At 48.5% G+C, this 23,191-nt stretch carries 21 protein-coding genes; 4 read left to right on the plus strand and 17 right to left on the minus strand.

Going from position 1 to position 23,191, the window contains the following annotated elements:
• Window positions 1-4: 4 nt before the first annotated feature.
• On the plus strand, window positions 5-979 hold the full coding sequence (locus HW447_RS09190) for a GDSL-type esterase/lipase family protein (protein WP_243176259.1): 975 nt from the start codon (window positions 5-7) through the stop codon (window positions 977-979).
• A 121-nt stretch (window positions 980-1,100) separates the two neighbouring features.
• Here HW447_RS09190 and rpoC read toward each other — a convergent pair whose 3' ends face one another.
• A complete protein-coding gene (rpoC, locus tag HW447_RS09195; RefSeq protein WP_390470847.1) occupies window positions 1,101-4,958 on the minus strand; it encodes a DNA-directed RNA polymerase subunit beta' in 3,858 nt (1,285 codons plus the stop codon).
• 19 nt (window positions 4,959-4,977) lie between these two features.
• Entirely contained in the window at window positions 4,978-8,838 is a 3,861-nt protein-coding gene (gene rpoB / locus HW447_RS09200; protein WP_176255009.1) for a DNA-directed RNA polymerase subunit beta, read from the minus strand.
• Between the two features lie 309 nt (window positions 8,839-9,147).
• Here rpoB and HW447_RS09205 point away from each other — a divergent pair, with 309 nt between their 5' ends.
• Window positions 9,148-9,600, plus strand: a complete 453-nt coding sequence (locus tag HW447_RS09205; RefSeq protein ID WP_176255010.1) for a hypothetical protein — start codon at window positions 9,148-9,150, stop codon at window positions 9,598-9,600.
• Window positions 9,601-9,672: 72 nt separating this feature from the next.
• Here the strand turns inward: HW447_RS09205 and HW447_RS09210 are convergent, their stop codons facing one another.
• Together HW447_RS09210 and HW447_RS09215 are read right to left on the minus strand one after the other, a co-directional pair.
• A complete protein-coding gene (locus HW447_RS09210) occupies window positions 9,673-10,104 on the minus strand; it encodes a DUF1934 domain-containing protein (RefSeq protein WP_176255011.1) in 432 nt (143 codons plus the stop codon).
• Between the two features lie 91 nt (window positions 10,105-10,195).
• Window positions 10,196-11,257, minus strand: coding sequence for a D-alanine--D-alanine ligase family protein (locus HW447_RS09215; protein WP_176255012.1), 1,062 nt, complete (start codon window positions 11,255-11,257; stop codon window positions 10,196-10,198).
• Window positions 11,258-11,354: 97 nt separating this feature from the next.
• Between HW447_RS09215 and HW447_RS09220 the strand changes: the two genes are divergently transcribed.
• Window positions 11,355-11,990 (plus strand): stage II sporulation protein R, encoded by a 636-nt coding sequence (locus tag HW447_RS09220; protein WP_176255013.1) that lies wholly within the window; start codon window positions 11,355-11,357, stop codon window positions 11,988-11,990.
• 37 nt (window positions 11,991-12,027) lie between these two features.
• Here HW447_RS09220 and HW447_RS09225 read toward each other — a convergent pair whose 3' ends face one another.
• The 4 genes from HW447_RS09225 to HW447_RS09240 all read right to left on the minus strand — a co-directional run bounded on the left by HW447_RS09225 (window position 12,028) and on the right by HW447_RS09240 (window position 14,833).
• Window positions 12,028-12,231 carry a hypothetical protein gene (locus tag HW447_RS09225; protein ID WP_176255014.1) on the minus strand — a complete coding sequence of 68 codons (204 nt, stop codon included), beginning with the start codon at window positions 12,229-12,231 and terminating at the stop codon, window positions 12,028-12,030.
• A gap of 2 nt (window positions 12,232-12,233) precedes the next feature.
• Window positions 12,234-12,938: a GntR family transcriptional regulator gene (locus tag HW447_RS09230; protein WP_176255015.1), complete on the minus strand. Its 705-nt coding sequence runs from the start codon at window positions 12,936-12,938 to the stop codon at window positions 12,234-12,236.
• A 15-nt stretch (window positions 12,939-12,953) separates the two neighbouring features.
• Window positions 12,954-13,868 (minus strand): 4-(cytidine 5'-diphospho)-2-C-methyl-D-erythritol kinase, encoded by a 915-nt coding sequence (ispE, locus tag HW447_RS09235; RefSeq protein WP_176255016.1) that lies wholly within the window; start codon window positions 13,866-13,868, stop codon window positions 12,954-12,956.
• A gap of 230 nt (window positions 13,869-14,098) precedes the next feature.
• Window positions 14,099-14,833 (minus strand): YesL family protein, encoded by a 735-nt coding sequence (locus tag HW447_RS09240; RefSeq protein ID WP_176255017.1) that lies wholly within the window; start codon window positions 14,831-14,833, stop codon window positions 14,099-14,101.
• A 181-nt stretch (window positions 14,834-15,014) separates the two neighbouring features.
• On the opposite strand from HW447_RS09240, the gene HW447_RS09245 reads away from it, so the two are divergent.
• On the plus strand, window positions 15,015-15,698 hold the full coding sequence (locus HW447_RS09245) for a hypothetical protein (RefSeq protein WP_243176260.1): 684 nt from the start codon (window positions 15,015-15,017) through the stop codon (window positions 15,696-15,698).
• Here the strand turns inward: HW447_RS09245 and HW447_RS09250 are convergent.
• From HW447_RS09250 to rpsF, 9 genes are all read right to left on the minus strand, one after another.
• On the minus strand, window positions 15,601-16,416 hold the full coding sequence (locus HW447_RS09250; RefSeq protein ID WP_176255018.1) for a GNAT family N-acetyltransferase: 816 nt from the start codon (window positions 16,414-16,416) through the stop codon (window positions 15,601-15,603). The genes HW447_RS09245 and HW447_RS09250 overlap by 98 nt on opposite strands.
• 1 nt (window position 16,417) lies before the next feature.
• Window positions 16,418-16,936, minus strand: a complete 519-nt coding sequence (locus HW447_RS09255; RefSeq protein WP_176255019.1) for a peptidylprolyl isomerase — start codon at window positions 16,934-16,936, stop codon at window positions 16,418-16,420.
• 193 nt (window positions 16,937-17,129) lie between these two features.
• On the minus strand, window positions 17,130-17,591 hold the full coding sequence (locus HW447_RS09260; protein WP_176255020.1) for an Hsp20/alpha crystallin family protein: 462 nt from the start codon (window positions 17,589-17,591) through the stop codon (window positions 17,130-17,132).
• Between the two features lie 339 nt (window positions 17,592-17,930).
• Window positions 17,931-19,091 carry a GGDEF domain-containing protein gene (locus tag HW447_RS18005; protein WP_176255021.1) on the minus strand — a complete coding sequence of 387 codons (1,161 nt, stop codon included), beginning with the start codon at window positions 19,089-19,091 and terminating at the stop codon, window positions 17,931-17,933.
• A 285-nt stretch (window positions 19,092-19,376) separates the two neighbouring features.
• Window positions 19,377-20,876, minus strand: coding sequence for a tagaturonate reductase (locus HW447_RS09270; protein WP_176255022.1), 1,500 nt, complete (start codon window positions 20,874-20,876; stop codon window positions 19,377-19,379).
• A 233-nt stretch (window positions 20,877-21,109) separates the two neighbouring features.
• The gene (locus HW447_RS09275) at window positions 21,110-21,688 is read right to left on the minus strand and encodes a YHYH domain-containing protein (RefSeq protein WP_330589142.1); all 579 of its coding nucleotides are present in this window, start codon (window positions 21,686-21,688) and stop codon (window positions 21,110-21,112) included.
• Window positions 21,689-21,952: 264 nt separating this feature from the next.
• Complete coding sequence (gene rpsR, locus HW447_RS09280; protein ID WP_066544740.1) at window positions 21,953-22,222, minus strand: 30S ribosomal protein S18; 270 nt, start codon at window positions 22,220-22,222, stop codon at window positions 21,953-21,955.
• Between the two features lie 42 nt (window positions 22,223-22,264).
• Window positions 22,265-22,741: a single-stranded DNA-binding protein gene (locus HW447_RS09285; RefSeq protein WP_176255023.1), complete on the minus strand. Its 477-nt coding sequence runs from the start codon at window positions 22,739-22,741 to the stop codon at window positions 22,265-22,267.
• Between the two features lie 47 nt (window positions 22,742-22,788).
• Window positions 22,789-23,076 carry a 30S ribosomal protein S6 gene (rpsF, locus tag HW447_RS09290; protein ID WP_066544744.1) on the minus strand — a complete coding sequence of 96 codons (288 nt, stop codon included), beginning with the start codon at window positions 23,074-23,076 and terminating at the stop codon, window positions 22,789-22,791.
• Between the last annotated feature and the right edge of the window lie 115 nt (window positions 23,077-23,191).

Here is a 23,191-nt window from a genome sequence, read left to right on the forward strand (position 1 = left end):
TTTTATGATGAAAAAATATTGGTATACTATGATTCTGGCAGGAAGTCTGATCGCCGTTAAAGGCGGAACTCTTATTTCTCAAGGGGCCGGACTGGAAAACCTTTTAAATCAAAACGGAAAGCCGGAGCTGCTTTCTGAAGCCGAACCTGCAGCCATTGCATCCCCCCTCTCCTCTTCTGCTGAAAACGACGCCGGAAATGAAGGAGACAGCCAGTTTTCCATCCCCCGTCTCCCCGGCCAGTCAACCGATTCTGACCAGGAAACAGTTTTCAGTGAGTCTTCCTCTTCTGATCTCGAAACACCGGAAGAAGAAACTGGGGCACAGGACAGAACAGAAGTGCCTGCAGATGACCCTGTGAGCGGAGCCGCCACCAGCACTTCACCGGCTGAAACCGTTTCCGAAACTCCGTCTGCACCCATTGATTTTAGTTCTACCCTCTTTATTGGAGATTCGCGTACTGAGGGCTTAAAGGAATACGGCGGTTTAAATGAGGCGGAATTTTTTGCCAATTCCGGTATGAGTACCTTTAACCTTCTCTCTGCCAGTCTGACCTTAAAGGATGGCAGCAAAAAGACTCTGGAAGAACTGCTGTCTGAGCGAAGCTATGAACGGATCTATCTCATGCTTGGTATCAATGAACTGGGATATCCCTCATCTACTGTAATCAGGCAATATTCCGCTATTGTGGATCGGATTCAGGCCCTCCAGCCAAATGCACGTCTGGTACTAGAAGCCAATCTGCACGTAACAAAGAAAAAATCTGATTCTGACCCCACGTACGGAAACGGGAAACTCAACGCATTAAACAACGCTATTTATCAGATCGCTGTGGACAAAGGCTGTGGTTACGTAGATGTAAATGGGCTTTTTGATGACGGACAGGGGAATCTGGATTCTAAATATTCGGTAGACAACGCTCACATTATGGGAAAATACTACACCATCTGGGCTCAGTGGCTTCGAACACAGCACGTTTGATTCAAAATACATTCTACCACAATATGTATATTTGCTGATGCAAAAACCCCGGCAGGCCGAACCATTCCGACCTGCCGGGGTTTTTTATATCCGGTTTTAAGCATAAAACCAAATTTTTATTTTATTCATCTGTATCCTCAGAATCAGTTTCCGCCTCTGAATCTGCAGCCTCGTCCTCTTCTGCGGTTTCATCCATATCAAGGACTTCTTCTGCTACATTTTCCTCGGTCAGTCTGTTATCCTCAGCTTCCGCTCCGTCCTCATCCTCAGAGAGAAGAATCTCGTCCTCAGCTTCTGCTGCAAACGCATCATCTGTATCCAGCTTTACGGTTCTGTAGCGTTTCATACCAGTACCAGCCGGAATCGGCTTACCAATAATAACATTTTCCTTAAGACCGATCAGGTGATCTACCTTACCGTTAATCGCAGCTTCAGTCAGAACCTTCGTAGTCTCCTGGAAGGATGCAGCTGACAGGAAGGAGTCAGTTGCAAGAGATGCCTTGGTAATACCAAGCATAACCTGCTTGCCCTCTGCCGGACGCTTGCCCTCTGCAATCAGCTGTTCATTCATCTCATTGAAGTCCAGAACATCCATAGATACGCCCGGCAGCACATCACTGTCGCCGCTTTCCTCGATACGGATCTTCTTTAACATCTGGTGAACGATCATCTCAACGTGCTTATCGTTGATTTCTACACCCTGGAGGCGGTATACACGCTGTACTTCCTGGATCATATAATCCTGTACCGCGCGGACGCCCTTGATCTTTAAGATATCGTGAGGATTTACGCTACCTTCGGTCAGCTCGTCGCCAGCCTCAAGCACCTGACCGTCCATAACCTTGATTCTGGATCCATAAGGAATCAGATAGGTCTTGGAATTGCCGGTTTCATTGTCAGTTACCGTAATCTCACGCTTCTTCTTTGTATCCTTGATGCTTACCACGCCGCCAAACTCAGTGATGATAGCAAGACCCTTCGGCTTACGGGCCTCGAAAAGCTCCTCTACTCGAGGAAGACCCTGTGTGATATCGCCGCCGGCAACGCCGCCCGTATGGAAGGTACGCATGGTCAGCTGTGTACCAGGCTCACCGATAGACTGTGCTGCGATGATGCCGACTGCCTCGCCTACCTGTACAGGCTGTCCTGTGGCCATGTTGGCTCCGTAGCACTTAGCGCATACACCGATATGAGACTTACAGCTTAAGACAGTACGGATCTTCACGGACTTGCGTCCCTGCTTTTCAAGCACCTTCATAACTGCTGCAGCACGCTTTGGTGTACACATATGGTTGGCCTTCATCACTACCTCTCCCGTATCGGGATCGATAATGTCCTCGGCAATATAACGGCCTGTAATTCTCTCCTGAAGATCCTCGATCACTTCGTTTCCGTCTGTAAACGCCTTGATCTCCATAAATGGAATATCTCTGCCCTCACAGCAATCTACCTCACGGATGATCAGATCCTGTGAAACGTCTACCAGTCGTCTGGTCAGATAACCAGAGTCGGCTGTACGAAGAGCCGTATCGGACAGACCCTTACGTGCTCCATGGGCGGAAATGAAGTACTCCAGTACGTCAAGACCTTCACGGAAGTTGGATTTGATAGGAAGTTCGATGGTATGACCAGTGGTATCTGCCATCAGTCCTCGCATACCTGCCAGCTGCTTGATCTGCTTGTCAGATCCTCGCGCACCGGAATCCGCCATCATATAGATGTTGTTGTACTTATCAAGTCCGGTCAGCAAATCGTGGGTCAGCTGATCATCCGTGGTCTTCCAGGTTTCGATAACCTCTTTATAGCGCTCCTCCTCAGTGATAAGACCGCGGCGGTAGTTCTTTGCAATGTGATCTACAGTTGCCTGAGCATCAGCAATCAGCTGCGGCTTGCTTGCAGGCACAGTCATATCGGAAATTGATACAGTCATGGCTGCCTTCGTAGAAAACCTGTAGCCGATGGCCTTGATATCATCCAGTGTAACGGCTGTCTGGGTAGCGCCGTGTACGTTGATAACCTTCTCAAGGATCTGCTTTAGCTGCTTCTTGGCTACCAGGAAGTCAACCTCCATCTTCAGCTCATTTTCTGGAATGGAACGGTCTACAAAACCGAGATCCTGAGGAATGATCTCATTGAAAATGAGACGGCCAATGGTAGACTCGATCACACCTGTCTTAACAACGCCGTTTGGAAGAGTCTTTGTGACCCTTACCTTCACTCTGGAATGGAGAGTTGCTTCCTGGTTTTCATACGCCAGGATTGCTTCATTTACACTCTTAAAGACCATTCCCTCACCCTTTGCGCCGGGACGCTCCTGAGTCAGATAATAGATGCCCAGAACCATATCCTGAGACGGAACAGCCACAGGACCGCCGTCAGAAGGCTTAAGCAGGTTGTTAGGACTTAAGAGCAGGAAACGGCATTCCGCCTGAGCCTCTACGGACAGAGGCAGATGAACCGCCATCTGGTCACCGTCGAAGTCGGCGTTGAACGCGGTACAAACAAGAGGATGAAGCTTGATGGCCTTACCTTCTACCAGGATCGGCTCGAAGGCCTGAATACCCAGTCTGTGCAGCGTAGGAGCACGGTTTAACATAACCGGATGCTCTTTAATTACATCCTCCAGTACATCCCAAACTTCCGTCTGGAGTTTCTCTACCATCTTCTTTGCGTTCTTGATATTGTGAGCGGTACCGTTGGATACAAGCTCTTTCATAACGAAAGGCTTAAACAGCTCGATTGCCATTTCCTTCGGCAGACCGCACTGATAAATCTTTAATTCAGGCCCCACGACAATAACGGAACGTCCAGAGTAGTCTACTCGCTTACCTAACAGATTCTGACGGAAACGTCCCTGCTTACCCTTTAACATATCGGAAAGGGACTTAAGCGCACGGTTTCCGGGTCCTGTTACCGGACGGCCCCGGCGGCCATTGTCAATAAGGGCATCTACCGCCTCCTGAAGCATACGCTTTTCATTGCGGACGATGATGTCCGGAGCGCCCAGCTCCAGCAGTCTTGCAAGACGGTTATTGCGGTTGATAATTCTTCTGTAGAGATCATTTAAGTCAGAAGTCGCAAAACGTCCGCCGTCCAGCTGTACCATAGGACGGATATCCGGCGGGATCACGGGAATCACGTCCATGATCATCCACTCAGGACGGTTTCCGGAGTTTAAAAATGCTTCTACTACTTCCAGGCGCTTGATTACCCTTGCGCGTTTCTGTCCCGTAGCGTCTACCAGCTGCTTTCTTAAATCAGCGGAATCCTTCTCAAGATCAATGGACATAAGGAGCTCCTGGATCGCCTCAGCGCCCATTCCCACACGGAAAGCGGTGGAACCGCCATACTTTTCTACTTCCTCACGGTACTCCTTCTCGGAAAGCACCTGCTTGTACTGAAGGCTGGTCACGCCGGGATCCAGTACAACGTAGGATGCAAAGTAGAGCACCTTTTCCAGTGTTCTTGGGGAGATATCAAGGATCAGGCCCATACGGCTGGGAATACCCTTGAAGTACCAGATATGGGAAACAGGAGCAGCAAGCTCGATGCGTCCCATACGCTCTCTTCTTACACTGGCCTTTGTAACCTCAACGCCGCATCGGTCACAGATCACGCCTTTATAGCGGATCTTCTTGTACTTGCCGCAGTGGCACTCCCAGTCCTTGCTGGGTCCGAAGATCCTCTCGCAGAACAGGCCATCCTTCTCTGGCTTTAAGGTTCTATAGTTGATGGTCTCCGGCTTCTTTACAACGCCGTGCTCCCACCACTCTCTCCACTCTTTGGAGGGAGCGCCTGAAGGCTCAGGCATACGGTTGCGCATAGCGCCCTGCTCCCACCATTCTTTCCACTGCTCACTGGGCTTGTCGGCAGGTTCAGGGGTCCTGTGGGTCCAGGATCTAATCTTTTCAGGGGAAGCCAGACCAATCTTAATGGCATCAAATGTCATTGGATGATAAGTTTCATTTGTTTCCGGCATGAGCTCTTACTCCCTTCTATTATTCGTCTTCACCGTCATCTGTATACGCGTCATACAGATCATCTGTGTCATCATCTGCAGACCTGGAAGCCGATTCTACGCTTACAAATTCATTATCCTTGATTTCCTGCTCCTGATAACCATAGGAAGCAAGGGATTCCTGATCATTAAAGCGGCGGTCGCCCTCTAACATGGCCCGCAGTTCGGTATCGCCGTAGTCAATGTTCTCAGTCATCTCAACTTCGGTTCCATCCTCTCTCTGCACCTGTACATCCAGTCCCAGAGACTGCATTTCCTTAAGAAGCACCTTAAAGGACTCAGGAACGCCAGGCTCAGGGATGTTCTCGCCCTTGATAATGGCTTCGTATGTTTTCACACGTCCCACCACATCATCGGACTTCACAGTCATAATTTCCTGTAGGGTGTAGGAAGCGCCATACGCCTCCAGCGCCCAAACCTCCATCTCTCCGAAACGCTGGCCGCCGAACTGGGCTTTACCACCCAACGGCTGCTGAGTTACCAGGGAGTATGGGCCGGTAGAACGTGCGTGGATCTTATCATCTACCAGGTGATGCAGCTTCAGGTAATGCATATGTCCAATGGTAACGGCTCCGTCGAAATACTCGCCGGTACGGCCGTCTCTTAAGCGGACTTTTCCGTCTCTGCTGATCGGAACGCCCTTCCACAGTTCTCTGTGCTCCAGATGGGAGCCCAGATAATCCATTACCTCAGGCTTCAATGTATCTTTGTATTTTGCCTCAAAATCCTCCCAGGAGCTGTTTACGTAGTCATTTGCAAGCTCCAGGGTATCCTGAATGTCGTTCTCATTTGCACCGTCAAAAATCGGAGTGGAAACGTTGAATCCAAGGGCCTTGGCAGCAAGGCTTAAGTGGATCTCCAGCACCTGTCCGATGTTCATACGGGAAGGCACGCCCAGAGGATTCAGCACGATATCAAGAGGACGACCATTCGGAAGGAACGGCATATCCTCTACAGGAAGCACACGTGAAACCACACCCTTATTTCCATGACGTCCAGCCATCTTATCACCTACAGAAATCTTACGTTTCTGAGCAATGTAGATGCGGACGGTCTGATTTACGCCAGGTGAAAGCTCATCGCCGTTCTCTCTTGTAAATACCTTTGCGTCAACGATAATACCATAAGCGCCGTGGGGAACCTTCAGAGAAGTATCGCGAACCTCTCTCGCCTTCTCGCCAAAGATCGCTCTTAACAGACGCTCTTCTGCGGTCAGCTCCGTCTCTCCCTTGGGAGTTACCTTTCCTACCAGGATATCTCCGGCACGCACTTCAGCGCCGATGCGGATGATGCCCCGCTCGTCCAGATCCTTTAATGCATCCTCGCCTACGCCCGGAACGTCTCTTGTGATCTCTTCCGGTCCCAGCTTGGTATCACGGGCTTCCGCCTCATACTCCTCGATGTGAACCGAGGTATATACATCATCCTGAACCAGACGCTCGGAAAGCAGAACCGCATCCTCGTAGTTATAGCCTTCCCAGGTCATAAAGCCGATCAGCGGGTTCTTGCCAAGAGCAATCTCGCCGTTGGCAGTGGAGGGACCGTCGGCAATAACTTCGCCAGCCTCTACATGGTCATTCTTATAAACAATCGGCTTCTGGTTATAGCAGTTGCTCTGGTTGCTTCTCTTAAATTTCGTCAGATGATATACATCACGGTTTCCGTCAGAATCTCTCTTAATGATGATCTCATTGGAAGCAGAGCGTTCTACCACACCCGCATTCTTTGCCACTACGCAGACACCGGAGTCAACGGCAGCCTTCGCCTCGATGCCGGTTCCTACTGCAGGAGCCTCAGTGCTTAACAGCGGCACGGCCTGACGCTGCATATTAGATCCCATCAGAGCGCGGTTCGCATCGTCGTTCTGAAGGAAGGGGATCATGGCGGTAGCCACGGAGAATACCATCTTCGGAGAAACGTCCATCAGGTCAATGGTGCGTTTCTGGAATTCGGAGGTTTCAGCCTGGAAACGGCCGGCAACGTTGTTGTGAACAAAGTGACCGTCTTCATCCAGCGCCTCATTCGCCTGGGCTACAATAAAGTTATCCTCTTCATCTGCAGTCAGATATACAACCTCATCAGTAACTCTGGGGTTCGCAGGGTCTGTTGTCTTATCCACCACGCGGTAAGGCGCTTCGATAAAGCCGTACTGGTTTACTCTCGCATAGCTTGCCAGAGAGTTGATCAGACCGATATTGGGACCCTCAGGGGTCTCGATAGGACACATACGGCCATAGTGTGTATAGTGAACGTCTCGCACCTCGAATCCGGCACGGTCTCTTGACAAACCGCCGGGGCCCAGGGCAGAAAGACGTCTCTTGTGTGTCAGCTCGGCAAGAGGATTATTCTGATCCATGAACTGAGACAGCTGGGAACTTCCGAAAAATTCCTTCACAGCCGCTGTCACAGGCTTGATGTTGATCAGAGACTGTGGTGTAATTCCGTCTACATCCTGGGTAGTCATACGCTCTCTTACCACACGTTCCATACGGGACAGACCAATGCGGTACTGGTTCTGAAGCAGTTCTCCCACGGCACGGATACGGCGGTTGCCCAGATGATCAATATCGTCTGAGGTTCCCACTTCCTCTTCCAGATGCATATTATAGTTAATGGAAGCAATGATATCTTCCTTTGTGATATGCTTCGGAATCAGACCATGGATATTCCTGCGGATCTCCTCCTTTAGCATCTCCTCATCGGAGCCTGCTTTTTCCAGGATAGCAGACAGAGCCGGATAATATACTAACTCTGTAACGCCAACCTCTTCAGGATCAAAGGAAACGTGAGCTCCCAGCTCTACCATCATATTAGAAAGAACCTTCTGCTTTCTGTTCGGCCCTTCTACCCATACGGATGAAACACCGGAGTTCTGAATGCGCATGGCAGACTCTTTGTCAAGCTTTGTGCCTGCCTCAGCCAGGATCTCTCCGGTCTCCTCATTTACCACATCCTCAGCCAGCGTCTGGCCGTTGAGGCGGAACTTAAAGGAAAGCTTCTTATTAAATTTGTAGCGGCCAACCTTTGCCAGATCGTATCTTCTGGGGTCAAAGAACATACTGTTGAGCAGGCTCTCAGCGCTGTCAACGGATAAAGGCTCGCCGGGACGGATCTTCTTGTACAGTTCTAACAGACCATCCTGATAGTTATCAGAAGTATCCTTTCCAAAGCTGGCAAGAAGTTTCGGCTCTTCACCGAACAGTTCCAGAATCTCCGCATTAGTGCCAAAGCCCAGGGCACGGATCAAAACGGTCACAGGAACCTTACGTGTTCTGTCTACGCGGACATAAAATACATCGTTGGAATCCGTCTCATATTCCAGCCATGCGCCGCGGTTGGGGATCACGGTGCAGGTATACAGTTCCTTACCTACCTTGTCGTGACCAATGCCATAATAGATACCAGGGGAACGCACAAGCTGGCTGACGATAACACGCTCTGCACCGTTGATAACGAAGGAACCCGTGTCTGTCATCAGAGGCAGATCGCCCATGAATATCTCATGTTCGTTCATCTCATCTTTATCTTTATTGTACAGTCTAACCTTTACCTTAAGTGGTGCCGCGTAAGTGGCATCGCGTTCCTTACACTCCTCGATGGTGTACTTGACATCATCCTTGCATAATGTAAAGTCAACGAATTCCAGGCTCAGATGACCTGCAAAATCTGTGATCGGAGAGATGTCATCAAACGCTTCCTTCAGGCCTTCGTCTAAGAACCACTGATAGGAGTCTTTCTGAATCTCGATCAGGTTTGGCATCTGAAGGACTTCCTTCTGCCTTGAATAGCTCATTCTTACGCTTTTCCCGGCTGGTACCGGACGTATTCTGCTTTTCTCCATTGACGTTTCACCCCTGTTTTCTAATTTGGTTGCAATATCCCGTTCGTCTGGAGGACAGGCGTCTCTTCCAGCACTTTGGGCCATTACTGTCGTTCTCGGTAATCGGACGTCGCGGTATGGGCGCAAAAAGCCCACGACGCCACAATAGTGCACACTCCATAATATCATAGCTATGTCAAGGTGTCAAGAATTTTTTCTTGCTTTTTCCTTACGAAAATGATATACTGTTATAGAATGTCTTCTGGCAGGTATGACAGTTTTTTACTGCAAAGGAGAAGGAAATTATTTACAATCTGGAGGTATACCGATATGGTACAAACCATTCTAAACGTATTGCTGGTACTCCTGATCATCGCGGCTGTTGTGCTTGCAGTCCTCTATTTCCTGGGAAACAAGCTGCAGAAGCGTCAGGCAGAACAGCAGCAGATGCTGGATGCCGCCGCTCAGACCGTATCCATGCTGGTGATCGACAAGAAAAAGCTGAAGCTGACACAGGCCGGACTGCCTAAGATGGTGGTGGATCAGACGCCCAAGTATATGCGCTGGACCAAGGTTCCTGTGGTAAAGGCAAAGATCGGTCCCAAGGTGATGACGCTGATCGCCGATGCAAGAGTATTCGAGTCTCTTCCTGTAAAGACGGAGGCAAAGGTAGTCTTAAGCGGTATCTACATTACCCAGATCAAGAGCGTACGGGGAGGCTCTATTCCTACTCCTCCAAAGAAAAAGGGATTTTTTGCAAAATTCAAAAAGAAAAAGCAATAATTTCGAAAACAGCCGGCTCCTGAGTTTTCTCAGATACCGGCTGTTTTTGTTCCGTATTAGCTGTTTTATTTCTCAGTCCTGAACCATGCAGGACTGTACATCCACGCAGATGCGGCAGTCCGACATATGTTCATAGTTGATATCCAGAGAATAGTCCACATGGACCTTTAGGCTGTCCTTCCCTTTTTCTACCCGAAAACGGTTCGCCTGGATACCCACTATCATATCCCCCATGGGGGTGCTGTAACAGGAGAGGTTCTTTTTATTTTTCTCAAACAGCATATGGCTGTTGGCTGCTCCCTTTTTGATGATGTCCATGGAAGAGTCTGAAATTTTGATCACGTTCTTTACCGTCTCTTCCATTCCTTCAAGTACCTCCTCGTAGAGGATATAGTGCTTTCCGTTCTTCTGATAATAATCACCCCGGACGACCATTTCCACATCATTATCTTCCTCATCCATGGTGTGGATGCCGTTTATGGTGACCAGCACGTCTTTCGTCATGTTTTTCTCCTTCTTTTGCCCTTTTGCCGCACATCCAGACCGCAGGTTCTGAGACTTCCGGGCACACGTCTGCACTATGGCGCCGCACGTTTCAGGAAAAGCGTTTTAAACCATGCTCTAAGAGCATATCTACCAGCTGTTCCTTTCCGATACCTCTTGCTTCCCACAGCATCGGATACATACTGATCGCCGTAAAGCCGGGCATTGTATTGATCTCATTAAATACAACCTCTCCGTCAGCTTTCACAAAGAAGTCCACTCTTGATAAACCATAGCCGTCAACTGCCTTAAAAATAGCGGCCGCCGCCCTGGGGATCTGCTCTGCAGCGTCGCCGGGAAGTTCAGGATCTGTAACCGTCTTTGACTCTGCATTGTAATATTTTGCATCAAAATCATAGAAATCAGCCGCTGCCAGGATCTCTCCTACGCCGGAGGCCTTTATCTCCTCGCTGCCGCCGCCGAATACAGCGCACTCCACCTCGCGGCCTGTGATCATTTCTTCTACCAGAAGCTTGCGGTCATGGCGGGCCGCTTCTTTTAAGCCAGCTTCCAGTTCTGCTCTGTTTTCCGCCTTGCTGACTCCCTTAGATGAGCCTGCATTGGAGGGTTTAATAAACACCGGGTATGAAAAACGGCTCTCAATCCGGCTCACTGTGCGGTCCATATCTGCCAGCTGCTCCCTCATGACCGGAACATATGCCGCCTGGCGGATCCCCAGTCCGTCTACAATGATCTTGGTATACAGTTTATCCATAGAAACTGCAGACGCCAGAACGCCGCAGCCCACATAAGGAATCTTTGCCAGCTCCAGAAGGCCCTGAATGGTGCCGTCCTCACCGTACAGACCGTGAAGCACCGGAAATACCACATCCAGTTTAACTTCTTCCGTCTTTCCATCTTTCACAAACACAGCGCATTTCTTCACAGCATCGGGAAGAATAGCGGCAGACGTCGGGCTCTCTCTCCAGGAGTCATCCCGGATCTGATCTACGGAATCTGCTTTCACCCAATGGCCCTCCTGGGTAATTCCGATCAGAACTAAATTATATTTATCTTTATTGATGCGGTCAATCACGTTTGCAGCTGACATACAGGAAACTACGTGCTCTGATGACTGTCCGCCAAAAATCACTGCTGCTGTTTTCTTTTCCATTATCTGGTTTTCACTCCTTTATTTAAAATACAAACGTATACAGTATAGCATATGTGGAGATAAATAGAAATACCCCAACGAAAGGAGTCCCAATTATATGAAACGTTCCCTCTTTTTACCATCGACCTCTGTACTTACCCTGATCCTGACCCTTTTTCTTCTCCTTATTTCTGCCCGAACCGCTTCTCAGGAGGCCATGGCCTCCCGGATCGCCCCGGATATTCTGCGTTTTCACGTTCTGGCTGCCAGCAACTCTTCCAAAGACCAGACCCTCAAGCTGGGAGTCCGCGACACCATTCTGTCTGTCATCCAGTCCTCCGCCCCCAAAAACGCTTCCAAACCCCAGTTAGAGCGCTGGATCGCGCAGCACCGCTCTCAGCTCATCTGCGCTGCGGAAAACTGGCTTTCCTCTCAGGACGCCCCGGCTCCCGTATCCCTTTCCCTGACCCGCGACTATTTTCCCACCAAAACCTACGGCCAGGCCTCCTTCCCCTGCGGTGTGTATGATGCCGTTCGGGTCACCATAGGTAATGGAAAAGGACGCAACTGGTGGTGCGTCCTTTATCCCAGCCTCTGCCTTACAGACTCTCTCACAGCCACAGTTCCTGATCGTTCCAGGAGCCAGCTGGCCCATATGATGGATTCAAAGGACTACGAAACCATTTTCCATGAGCCTCCCAAAGTAGAGATCCGTTTCCGGCTTTTAGACCTGATTACAGGCGCAGATTCTTAATTCTGCGCCTGCCTTGTCTTACGCTCTTGTTTTTGCCCTACTGTTTCTGCCGGTCCAGCATTTCCTGCAGCGCTTCATCGCTGTCATCGATCCAGATGTCCTCTTCCTCTTCGTTCAGTCCCAGATAGTTGGCCAGAGTTCTCTCATCATCGCTGTTGTTCCACCGGCTGATATAGCGGTCAATTTCCTCAAACCCGATCTCTCCCGCCAGATAACGTTCCTTAAAATTCTTCTCTTCCATCTTTACCTTCTCCCGCGGCCAGGAAGAATATTTTCCTCCTGCTCCTTAATATTCTTTGAAACCGTGATCTCCTGGTTATCGATATGCTCCCTGGCCGCCAGCTTGGCCTCGCTTAAATTTCTGCCCTTTAAGGCATTTAAAATATGTTCATGCTCTACCATCAGCACCTGGCGCTTGTCTGCATCTTTAATATATTCCAGACGGTAGCGGTACATCTGCTCCCGCAGATTATTCAGCATCTGCACCAGCTTGTCATTTCCCGTGCTGAGATAAATCACATCATGAAATGCCTCGTCGCTCTCTGCCATTTCCATGGGACTGCCGCTGCGGATGGCCCTGCAGAAAATCTCCTGCCTCTGCTCCAGCTGCACCAGATCCTCCTGCGTCATCCGCTGGCAGGCCAGTTCAATCGCCAGTTCCTCTAAAGACCGGCGCACCTCCAGCACGTCTCTGAGGCTCTTTTCCGAAATCTTTGCCACTTCCGCTCCCTTGCGCGGGATCATTAGCACCAGGCCTTCCAGCTCCAGCTTGCGGATCGCCTCGCGGATGGGAGTGCGGCTTACGCCCAGCTTCTCAGCCAGCTGAATCTCCATCAGGCGCTCACCCGGAGCCAGCTCACCCTTTAAGATCGCCTGACGCAGGGTATTAAACACCACGTCACGCAGCGGCAGATACTCGTTCATATTTACCTTGAAATTGTTGTCCATGACCTTACTCTCCCCTTATCTTCGCGGCCTGCCGGCCGTGCTTTTTCCAATATTAAAAAAATTCGTCAGGTATACCTGCTTTGCCAGACCGGAGCCTTCACCGTAGCGCAGAACCTGGTAGGCCTTTCTTGCCGCCGCCGGATTGGTAAACAATCCGAACACGGTAGGGCCGCTTCCGCTCATCATGGCATTCACCGCTCCCTGTTCCTTCATCAGATCCTCGATCTGACCGATCACTGGATAACGGCCTGCCGTCACCCGTTCAAGAACATTTCCAAATTTTCCCGCCACTGCGTAGAGGTCTTTTTTGCGGATCTCCTCGATCATCCCGTCGATATCCGGGTGATCCTCTGGTTTTAGATCCATGGCGTCCAGACTTTCGTACACTGTTTTCGTGGAAACGCTGATCCCTGGCTTTGCGATCAGCACCTGACACTGGGGGATCGCCGGAAGTCTGGTCAGTTTCTCTCCTATTCCTTCAGAAAGGGCTGTGCCGCGCATAATGCAGTAGGGAATATCCGCGCCAAGCTTTACCCCCCGTTCCATAAGTTCCTGCAGAGTAAGCTCCAGACCAAACATACGGTTTACGCCATAGAGTACCGCAGCCGCATCCGTACTTCCGCCGGCCATCCCTGCGGATACGGGGATAAACTTTCTCAGACGGATGGACAGACCCTCCTTGATTCCAAACTCTTCAAACAACAGAGCTGCCGCCCGATATGCCAGATTCTGCTCGTTGTCCGGCAGATAAAACAGATTGGTCTCCAGCCGGATCCCCGGCTCTCTGGTACGGTACAGATCAATCCGGTCATGGAGCCCTACCGTCTGCATGACCATGCGGACCTCATGGTAGCCGTCCGGCTTTCTTCCCAGTACGTCCAGAGCCAGATTGATCTTTCCGTATGCCTTTAAGCGTAAATGCGCAATCATTCCCACTGCTCCCTTTTTCTTTATTGTTCCTGCTGCTGTTTTTATAATACATAACATTGTATACAATAAAATGGCGCGATTTTCAATATGTAAAATATACAAAAAATGACCTTTTATTTGGACATCTCCACGAAGCGACAGGGAATGAACGCCTCTGACGGCCTTTTCTGATAAACCACTGCACGGGACGCCTCCCAAGAAACGTCCCGTGCAGTGATTAAAGCAATCCATTATTTTCCTTTTAAATGATTGATGGCCTCTTCTACGTCTTTATCTTCATCGTCTAACAAAGGTACTATATCGTGTTCCTTATGTTCTTCCTCCTTAGGCATATACTTCTGGAAGATAGATGTAAAAAAGTATGAATTGATAAATGCGATCAGCGGAAAACCAAAGAGCACTAACAGCATGGCCACCTGAGGCAGAAAATACAGGCCGAAGTAAGAAAGCGCAGCTACGATCACATCAATGGCAATGATTCCAATGGTCTGGAGCAGATGGCGCACAGACATGAAAAAGGCATTAAACAGTGTGCGTTTCACAGGATTGTAGAAACGAGACTGAAGAGCAAAGACATAGGTCGCAATAAACAGATACACCAGCAGAAGGCCTCCGAATACTGCCGTCATAAGCAGCTTCGGCGTCCCGGTAAGACTGTGCATCTGACCGGTCAGAAAGAACCAGAAATCAAACGCCAGCAGAGTCCCCGCCGCCATCAGAAGCAGCCAGATAATGGTGGACTGCTTAAAATTTTCCTTAAAGGAGTGAAAAAAGTTCTTAATTGTAGAATCATTCTCATCACGAACCAGTTTTAAGGTCACATAGTATACAGCTGTGGTTGAGGCGCCTGCAGTGACAATGGGAATCGAGCAGACAATCCAGAGAATATTCAGTAAGATCAGATCCCCCAACTTTCCAATAAACCGCCATACCGGGTTGTCATAATTAAATAAGCCTTGAAGCATGATGAATCCTCTTCTTTCTAAACGATATTACAAAACATTGTACCATATTCGCTGAAAATTGCAAAGGGATAGTTGCACAGGGATAGGAAATAGCCTATAATGGATGATAATTATCCAAAGCGTCGGGACGGCTGTTCTCACACAGCTATGTCCGCATTATATATGGAAGGAATTGGAACCCATGAATTTAAAACAAGAAGCCAAATCAGAAAAAGAAAAACTCAAATATATGTCCTGGAAAGACCGGATCTGGTACGTCTGGGAATATTATAAATTCCATATGCTCCTGGTATTGATTGCCTTTGTCATCCTGTGGGTTATAGGCACCTCACTGTACCGTCAGTCCTTTACCACACGGCTCTCCATGGCTATCATCAATGACCGCTCCGGCGGAGCCTCTTCCACCGCTCCTCTGATGGAAGGACTGAGAAATGCCCTTAACTGCCAAAAAAAAGACATCATTGAAATCAATGAAGGTCTCTATCTTGATACCAACGAAGAAACCATGTCCCAGTATTCCTATGCAAGCATGGCAAAAATTGCAGCCCTGGTATCCGGAGGGATGTTAGACATTATGATTACAGACGAAGCCACGATCCGCCACTATGAAAATATGGATGCCTATATGGATCTGAGAGAACTTCTGCCGGAAGATCTCTATAAAAAGCTGGAAAATCAGCTTCTCTATGTATCAGACGAAGATGGCTCTACGGTTCCCGCAGCTGTCTCTCTGGAGACCTCCTCACTGCACAGCGACACAGGAATCGTCATGAATCCTCCCTATCTGGCAGTGATAAGCAGCACTCACCATACAGAAGATGTCCGTTCTGCCATTGAGTATCTGTTCCGTTCTGCGGGAGAATAGCTGCGGCGCACCCAGGATCCCTTTCAGGAATCAGCTTCATTTTCAGGCTTTCCGCCACTGCGCGGGAGGCCTGATTTTTTTCGTGGATCACAGCAATGAGACGGGCTGACAGCACATCATGAGCATAGGAGCGTACCATGGCAGCAGCCTCTTTTGCATATCCTTTTCCCCTGTATGGTTCAAAAATATGGTACCCCAGCTCCAGCCACTGCTCCTGGAAAGGCAGTGGCTCAAGTTTAAAGTTTCTGAAAATCTTCTCCCCCGGAGCCGTCACCCCCGCCATTCCGATGAGTTTAGAATCTTCCTTTTCCACCAGCGCCCAAATGCCGTACTCATAAAAAGCATACTGATTTCTAATGTACTGCTCCATGGCCTCTTCTGATCGGAAGTGCTCCTCCTCCAGAGTACACTCCTCTACAGGTATCTGCCCTGCGTCCGCTTTTACAAACTCCCGGATCGTCAAACGATCCGAAGCAGCTATGATCCAGGGAAATCCCAGGCGGCGGCGCAGAACCATCTCCTCCAGTTCCTCTGTAATCTCCTCCCAGCCTGGAACCACATAGGGGATTCCCCGCATAGTCCATTTTTCTGCAGCAGGATCCTCTACACCCAAAACAGCCCTTCCGGCAGCCTGGGCTGCCAGAAGGGCCTGCGGTTCATCTGATATTAGAAGTCTGTACTCTGTTCCCTCAATCCAAATCCTCCGCTCCTGGATCATATCAGCACTTCTCCGGTTCAGGATATGTCTCCCCAAAGGTCTCAACGGTCATGGACTGAATCTTCTGCTCATTTAAGGGACGGTCGCTGTAATCGGTGCGCTCTCCAGCAATCCGGTTCACCACATCCATACCCTCGGTAATCTTTCCGAATGCTGCATATGCGCCGTCCAGATGAGGGGAGGTCTCATGCATGATGAAGAACTGAGAGCCTGCTGAATCGGGATGTATGGCTCTTGCCATGGAAAGAACGCCCTCTGTATGCTTTAAATCATTGTTAAATCCATTCTGAGAAAACTCTCCCTTAATGCAGTAGCCTGGGCCTCCCATTCCCGTTCCCTGAGGGCAGCCGCCCTGAATCATAAAACCGCGGATGACGCGGTGAAAGATCAGACCGTCATAATACCCCTTAGATACAAGACTGATAAAATTATTAACTGTGTTGGGAGCGGTCTGTGGATATAACTCTGCTTTCATCACATCGCCGTTTGTCATTGTGATGGTAACAACTGGATTTGCCATTGTGATACTCTCCTTTTTGTTTGATGGGGGGGGCTCGGCATACGGTTTCCCCTCCCTCTTTTTATCTTGTTCCACTATATCAAATCCCTGGTCTTTTGTCCAGTAGAGAGTAAACTAGATACAAACCCTGATATCGAAAGCAGCCGATCCCTCTTTCCATGGCTCAGCAGTGACGCCAACCATCCTTCTGCCTTTATTCAATCGTAATAAACTTCTTCTGTTCTACTGTCGGCTTTGCTTCCTTCTTTGGCACAAACAGCTTTAAGATGCCGTGCTTAAACTCGCCTTTAATATCCTCTTCTGTAATATCCTCTCCTATATAGAAGGAACGCTGGCAGGCGCCTGCATACCGCTCTCTGCGGATGTAACGGCCGGAATCCTTCTCTTTTTCGTCCTGATCCAGGCCCTTGGCAGCGCTGATGGTCATGTATCCATTTTCCAGAGAAACTCTGATCTCATCCTTTGCAAAGCCAGGAAGATCCATTTCCAATTCATATCCCTGATCTGTTTCCTTCACATCAGTTTTCATAAGATTTTTGCCTCTGCGCCCGTAAAGCTTTCTCTCTGCCCTCTTCTCATCTCTGTCATCAAAAAACGGAAAATCTCTCATAAAATCATCAAACATATCTTCTCCAAAAATACTAGGCATCAACATAAGTCATCTCTCCTTTTTCCTGAAACCTGTTTACTATCGTGTACCTTCTTATCCTTCCCGGATCCTTCACAGATCCGAAAGGGGAACTTCTGGGAAGAAAACGATTTTTTTCTTTCATTTCCTTTTCATTTGTTCTATATGTAATATAACACTTATTATTAGCACTGTCAATAGGTGAGTGCTAATTTTTTTTTTAATCTGTGCGTCCCTCCCACAGATAATGTCAGCATCTCCCGCCATCTTAAAGCCAGGATAAATCTGATATGAATCAAACAGTTCAATATGGGATGGGATTTTTCTGACAAGCGGCTAACCGCTTTCAAAAAAGCAAAGACCGGATCATTTCGATCCGGTTCTCTCCTCTTCCTGTTTTATCTTCATTTTATCCTGATACATCCGCTCGTCCGCACGTTTCTGTGTGTCCGCTATATCACGATCCAGTTTTTCATCAAATGCCGCGTATCCCACTGCCAAAGCGACCGGTACTTCCAGATTCTCTGCATAGGCCCGGAATTTTTCTCTGATCTGTCCAAAGAGCTCCTCAGGGTCTGGCTGGTCCTCCATCAGTATTACAAATTCATCTCCGCCATAGCGGTATGCTGTGATTTTACTTGATTCTGTACTGTGCAGCAACTTTGCGGCAGTCATGATACATTCGTCCCCAATATGATGTCCCAGCCGGTCATTTGCAAGTTTCAGGTTATTCACATCCACCACTGCCACCGTCATATCATTCATTTTCTTTCGGGCAGTCAGGTTCTTCCGGTCTGTCTCATAGGAATTTCGATTTTTCAGGTTTGTCATAAAATCCGTATTGGACATATCCCTGTATAATGGATTGGATATCCTTCGGAAAACAAAAATAGAAATTCCAAAGGCAATGGTACAGAAAAGCAGGCAGGTCATACAGACTGCTTCCGTCAGGCGCTTAAATGCAGCCGCCTCCACATCCGCCCGGATCTCTATGCCAAGAGCTCCCACTACCATCCCCTCACGGTCATGCAGGGGATAGTATGCAATAAAAATATCTCCCCATCCGGTTCCAAGAATCTTCTCAGGCAATACGGTTTCTCCCGCCAGCGCCCGTTCCAGTTCCGGCTGTATTTCAGGTTCAATCAAATCGCCGGGATATCGGAAATCCTCAGCTGTCTCAGGCAGTCCATCCACAACATATACAAGCTGTCCGGCCTCATTCTTTTTTGCCGTATACAGATACATCAGATCTCCAATCTCCCGTATCTCCTCCAGCCTTTCCTTCAGGTTCAGGTAGCTCTCGCAATCCATATCCTGCTGATCATCAATTTCCAGAATCCCTTCCGGGGTCAGTTGATGCTCAATATACGCATGAATGCTTTCCACACGACTGGTAAGGTTTTTACGGATCGTGTCATAATAAATCTGAGTGCTTACCCAAAATATGGATATGCTGAATAGGATCAGTACCGCCCCCAACAGCACTGCAACCTGTCGGTCTACCCGTGTAAAATATTTCTTTTTCATCCTCCATTTCTCCTTTGCTTCCTCCCGTATATTCTACCATAAAAACGAAACAGAGGATATCCCTGTTTCCCTTTTTTCAAACCTGTTCATGCAATTATGCAGGGGAATAATGAACACTTTTACATAATCTGATGAAAGAGAGTCTGATGGCATCCTATCCAAACATTTCACGGCCGGAAACGCTGAGGCACTTTTAACTGGCTAATTAAAAATACCGCAGAAAGCAGCTTATATTGCTTTCTGCGGTACTTATTTTACAGTTCCCCGCAAAGGGAATCCGGTGGATTACAGGCAGCTTGCGTATGCAGCCCTTGCGCCTTCTGTGTGGATCTTCTTTAAGTTCTCTACTACCTTAGCCTCCAGGCCCTCGATCTTTGTAAGATCCTGATCCCACATCTTCTCATTGGTCAGGACAGCGTGTACCAGAGCCTCTTCAGAATATGACTTGTGGTCATTGTAGAATTCCAGTACCCAGCGGTCATCGCTTACTGTGTACTCATCGCCTGCCGGGCGTCTGCATACAAGACCGGCCTCGGTAAGAGCCTGAATATCATTGCTGTAAAATGCAATATACGCAGCCAGGGACATGGTCAGGCACTCAGGCAGCTTGCCCTCTTCCTTGATGTACTCCAGGAAGGACGGCATATTTCTCGCCTTCCACTTAGAGGTGGAATTTAAGGAAATGCTCATCAGTTCATGGTTTACAAAGGGGTTGTTGAAACGATCGGATACGGCTGATGCAAACTTTAACAGATCATCCTTATCCAGAGGAAGGGTCGGGATCACCTCGTCATACAGCATCTTGTTCATAAAGCCCTTGATCACTTCATCATTCATACAGTCGCGGACGATATTCTCGCCTGCCAGGTATGCGCCCAGAACAAAGCCGGTATGTGCGCCGTTTAAGATGCGTACCTTTCTCTTCTTGTATGGGCTCATATCAGGCACTACGAATACCTTGTCCATCAGACCGGCCTTCTTAAAAGGCAGAACGTCATTTAACTTCTCATCACCCTCGATTACCCATACGCCAAATACTTCACCAACGTCTGTCAGAGGATCCTCATAACCGTTCTTGGCATCCAGCGCCTTTACTTCCTCGGCATCGCGAATCCGTCCAGGAACAATACGGTCCACCAGAGAGCCGCAGAACGTGCAGTCCTCATTGACATATTTCTTAAATCCGTCCTCAAGGCCCCACTGCTCGATATACTGGTTTACGCACTTTAACAGCTCCTTGCCGTTATTGTCGATCAGCTCGCAGGCCAGCATGATAATGCCGGACTTTCCAGCCTGATAACGGCGGTACAGCACCTGGGTCAGCTTTGCAGGGAAGCTTGCAGGAGGGCAGTCATCCTTCTGACAGGAAGGGTCGTACTGAATACCTGCCTCAGTGGTATTAGAAACGATAATCTCAAGGTCATCACTTACTGCGACCTCCATCATCTTCTCATAATCAGCCTCTTCATATGGGTTTAAGCAGCCTGCAACGCTGGAGATCACACGCTTGTCATCTACCTTTTTGCCGTTCTCGCTTCCACGCAGATACAGAGTATACAGACCTTCCTGCTCATTGATCATCTTTGCCAGGCCCGGAGCGATAGGCTGTACCAGGCAGCACTTTCCGTTCCATCCGGCCTTTTCATTCGCAAGATCAAACCAGTAATCCACAAACGCGCGGAGGAAATTTCCCTCGCCAAACTGAAGGACTTTTACAGGGGCATCCTCCAGGATATATCCGTCATAGCCGGATTTCTTCAACACGTCATAATTTAAAAGTGCCATGATAAATGTTCTCCTTTCCTTTGTGAACAATCTTTGCTTTCTATTTTACCACAGGTATTTACCCTTTTTAAATAGAAATATTTTATTTTGTAGAAAATATGAAAATCATGGCATTATTTTTGTAAAATTTGTTCTGTTTCGTAGTATTGTGCATTTTTTATCAATGTTACATTTGCTTACATTGAGTTTTTGTAAAACATATGGGTAAAAATCCCTTTTTCAGCCCCATTGCTTCAGCGGCAAACCCGATTTTCAGCCCAGCCGCAATTCATATAATGGGTATAGTACGCAGACAGATCATCTCCGTATGCGCCCGCCAGATCCGCATTATTTTCCTTGTAAGTATTCACATTAAATCCCTCACAGGCAATTCTTCCTTCTTTCATACCGTCTGTCAGAAAATGATTCAGCAGCTTGCTTTTATCATACCCGTACGCAGCATAAAGGTCTGAATTGTTATCCGCATAGTATTTTGCGTCAAATACCAGAGAAATATTTTCCGGTACAGCCGGCTCTGTCTTAGTCTTAGCCGGAGCCGGCGCCGCCGCTGCTGCTGCAGAACCCAAGGCGCCTGTATTCTTGCCGTATGGGCAGACACCATTCGTATGCAGATGGGCCGGATGACCGCCGCAGTGGTAGTGGTAAGATCCAAGACCGCTTACATTTTTCTTATCCCTGTGGCCTCCGTTTGCATCGGTACGGCCGCTATGCGCCTCCGCTACGATCACATTAGACGCGCCCAAAAATGTCTGGGGAGCACAGGCAGATACCATCAGTGCAGCAAGAAATGCCGCTGTTTTGTTCTTTTTCATTCGTTTCCTCTCCTGTTCCTGCCGGACTTTTGCCCGGACAGATTTATTATAGCGCATTGATGCCCCCGGGCCAAGGGGTTTTTATAAGATATTGCCACTAATACCTCTGCCTGTCTCCATATAAAAAAATATTTCCACACGCAAAAAAACCCCGTACCACATAGGATACAGAGTCTTTTCAAAAATTTTTATAAGACTTTTTGGAGTAAAAATTTGAGTAAAATACTTACCCAAAGGCCCGAAAACCCTTGATTTTACTTAATTTCACTCGCAGGTATAAGGCATCAAAGCAATGTGGCGTGCACGCTTGATTGCTACCGTTAACGCTCTCTGATGCTTTGCGCAGTTGCCGGTGATACGGCGGGGAAGAATTTTTCCTCTCTCGGATACGTATCTCTTCAGCTTGTTTACGTCCTTATAATCAATTACGCCGTTCTTGTCGCCGCAGAATACGCAGACTTTCTTTCTTCTGCGCATACCGCCTGGTCTTCTCATCTTAGCGCCCTCTGGTCTTTCAGTCTTGTTAAATGCCATTGGTGTTGTCCTCCTTTATTATTCACCGTGAAAAATCCCGGTCTAGTTGAATGGAAGTCCTTCGTCCTCAACTCCGTCCGGAATATTCATAAACCCATCACCAATCGCGCTGGTAGGAGCCGGTCTCTGAGATGGCGCAGACTGTCCGTAGCCGGACTGTCCATATCCGCCCATATCAGAAGCCGCGCCCTTACTGTCCGCGAACTCCTGGTCATCCAGGATGACCTCGGTGGTGTATACCTTCTGACCGTCCTTATTCACATAGCTTCCTGTCTGGATGCGCCCGGATACCAGCACACGCATACCCTGACGGAAATACTTCTCCGCAAACTCTCCTGCGCGGTCAAATGCCACACAGTTGATAAAATCTGCGGTCTGCTCGGAATTTCCATCCTGGCTTCTGCGGCCTCTTCTGTCCACTGCGAGAGTGTATCTGGCAATTGCCATGGAACGCTCTCCCTGGGAATATCTTACTTCCGGATCTCTTGTTAATCTGCCCATTAAGATAACTCTGTTCATACGGTCACACTTCCTTTTCAATTCCGCCTGAGCGGTCTGGGTATGTCTTATGCCTCAGCCTTTACGCATAAGTATCTGATCACTGGTTCCATAATACGAACGTGAGCTTCTACTTCGTTCGGGCATACAGAATCAGACTCGAACTGGATGAAGTAGTAGTAAGCCTCATGCATCTTCTGGATCTCATATGCAAGTCTCTTCTTACCCCACTCATCTACGTTGGTTACGGTTCCGCCGAAACGGGTGATGTAACCCTTTACCTTTTCGAGTGCTGCTGCGCGCTCTTCGTCTTCAAGCTTCACATTCAGAACAACGGTTAATTCGTACTTGTTCATCTTGCTTTACCTCCTTGTGGTCTCTGGCCCCTGCTTTCAGTTTCAGGAGCAAGGATTTAATATGTCACGAATAAATATTGTACCAAAGGATCTGTGTAAATGCAAGTCCTTTTTT

Source organism: Enterocloster alcoholdehydrogenati, from assembly GCF_013282095.1.
Classification (GTDB): domain Bacteria; phylum Bacillota; class Clostridia; order Lachnospirales; family Lachnospiraceae; genus Enterocloster; species Enterocloster alcoholdehydrogenati.

Bases quoted from the DNA above. Each gene is read 5' to 3' on its own strand.
- rpsR (WP_066544740.1), bottom strand. From the start codon at position 22,222: ATGGCATTTAACAAGACTGAAAGACCAGAGGGCGCTAAGATGAGAAGA.
- HW447_RS09240 (WP_176255017.1), bottom strand. From the start codon at position 14,833: ATGCTTCAAGGCTTATTTAATTATGACAACCCGGTATGGCGGTTTATT.
- HW447_RS09285 (WP_176255023.1), bottom strand. From the start codon at position 22,741: ATGAACAGAGTTATCTTAATGGGCAGATTAACAAGAGATCCGGAAGTA.
- HW447_RS09270 (WP_176255022.1), bottom strand. From the start codon at position 20,876: ATGGCACTTTTAAATTATGACGTGTTGAAGAAATCCGGCTATGACGGA.
- ispE (WP_176255016.1), bottom strand. From the start codon at position 13,868: ATGATTGCGCATTTACGCTTAAAGGCATACGGAAAGATCAATCTGGCT.
- HW447_RS09275 (WP_330589142.1), bottom strand. From the start codon at position 21,688: ATGAAAAAGAACAAAACAGCGGCATTTCTTGCTGCACTGATGGTATCT.
- HW447_RS09260 (WP_176255020.1), bottom strand. From the start codon at position 17,591: ATGTTGATGCCTAGTATTTTTGGAGAAGATATGTTTGATGATTTTATG.
- HW447_RS18005 (WP_176255021.1), bottom strand. From the start codon at position 19,091: ATGAAAAAGAAATATTTTACACGGGTAGACCGACAGGTTGCAGTGCTG.
- HW447_RS09215 (WP_176255012.1), bottom strand. From the start codon at position 11,257: ATGGAAAAGAAAACAGCAGCAGTGATTTTTGGCGGACAGTCATCAGAG.
- HW447_RS09250 (WP_176255018.1), bottom strand. From the start codon at position 16,416: ATGATCCAGGAGCGGAGGATTTGGATTGAGGGAACAGAGTACAGACTT.
- HW447_RS09225 (WP_176255014.1), bottom strand. From the start codon at position 12,231: ATGGAAGAGAAGAATTTTAAGGAACGTTATCTGGCGGGAGAGATCGGG.
- rpsF (WP_066544744.1), bottom strand. From the start codon at position 23,076: ATGAACAAGTACGAATTAACCGTTGTTCTGAATGTGAAGCTTGAAGAC.
- HW447_RS09255 (WP_176255019.1), bottom strand. From the start codon at position 16,936: ATGGCAAATCCAGTTGTTACCATCACAATGACAAACGGCGATGTGATG.
- HW447_RS09190 (WP_243176259.1), top strand. From the start codon at position 5: ATGATGAAAAAATATTGGTATACTATGATTCTGGCAGGAAGTCTGATC.
- HW447_RS09245 (WP_243176260.1), top strand. From the start codon at position 15,015: ATGAATTTAAAACAAGAAGCCAAATCAGAAAAAGAAAAACTCAAATAT.
- HW447_RS09230 (WP_176255015.1), bottom strand. From the start codon at position 12,938: ATGGACAACAATTTCAAGGTAAATATGAACGAGTATCTGCCGCTGCGT.
- rpoC (WP_390470847.1), bottom strand. From the start codon at position 4,958: ATGCCGGAAACAAATGAAACTTATCATCCAATGACATTTGATGCCATT.
- HW447_RS09205 (WP_176255010.1), top strand. From the start codon at position 9,148: ATGGTACAAACCATTCTAAACGTATTGCTGGTACTCCTGATCATCGCG.
- rpoB (WP_176255009.1), bottom strand. From the start codon at position 8,838: ATGGAGAAAAGCAGAATACGTCCGGTACCAGCCGGGAAAAGCGTAAGA.
- HW447_RS09210 (WP_176255011.1), bottom strand. From the start codon at position 10,104: ATGACGAAAGACGTGCTGGTCACCATAAACGGCATCCACACCATGGAT.
- HW447_RS09220 (WP_176255013.1), top strand. From the start codon at position 11,355: ATGAAACGTTCCCTCTTTTTACCATCGACCTCTGTACTTACCCTGATC.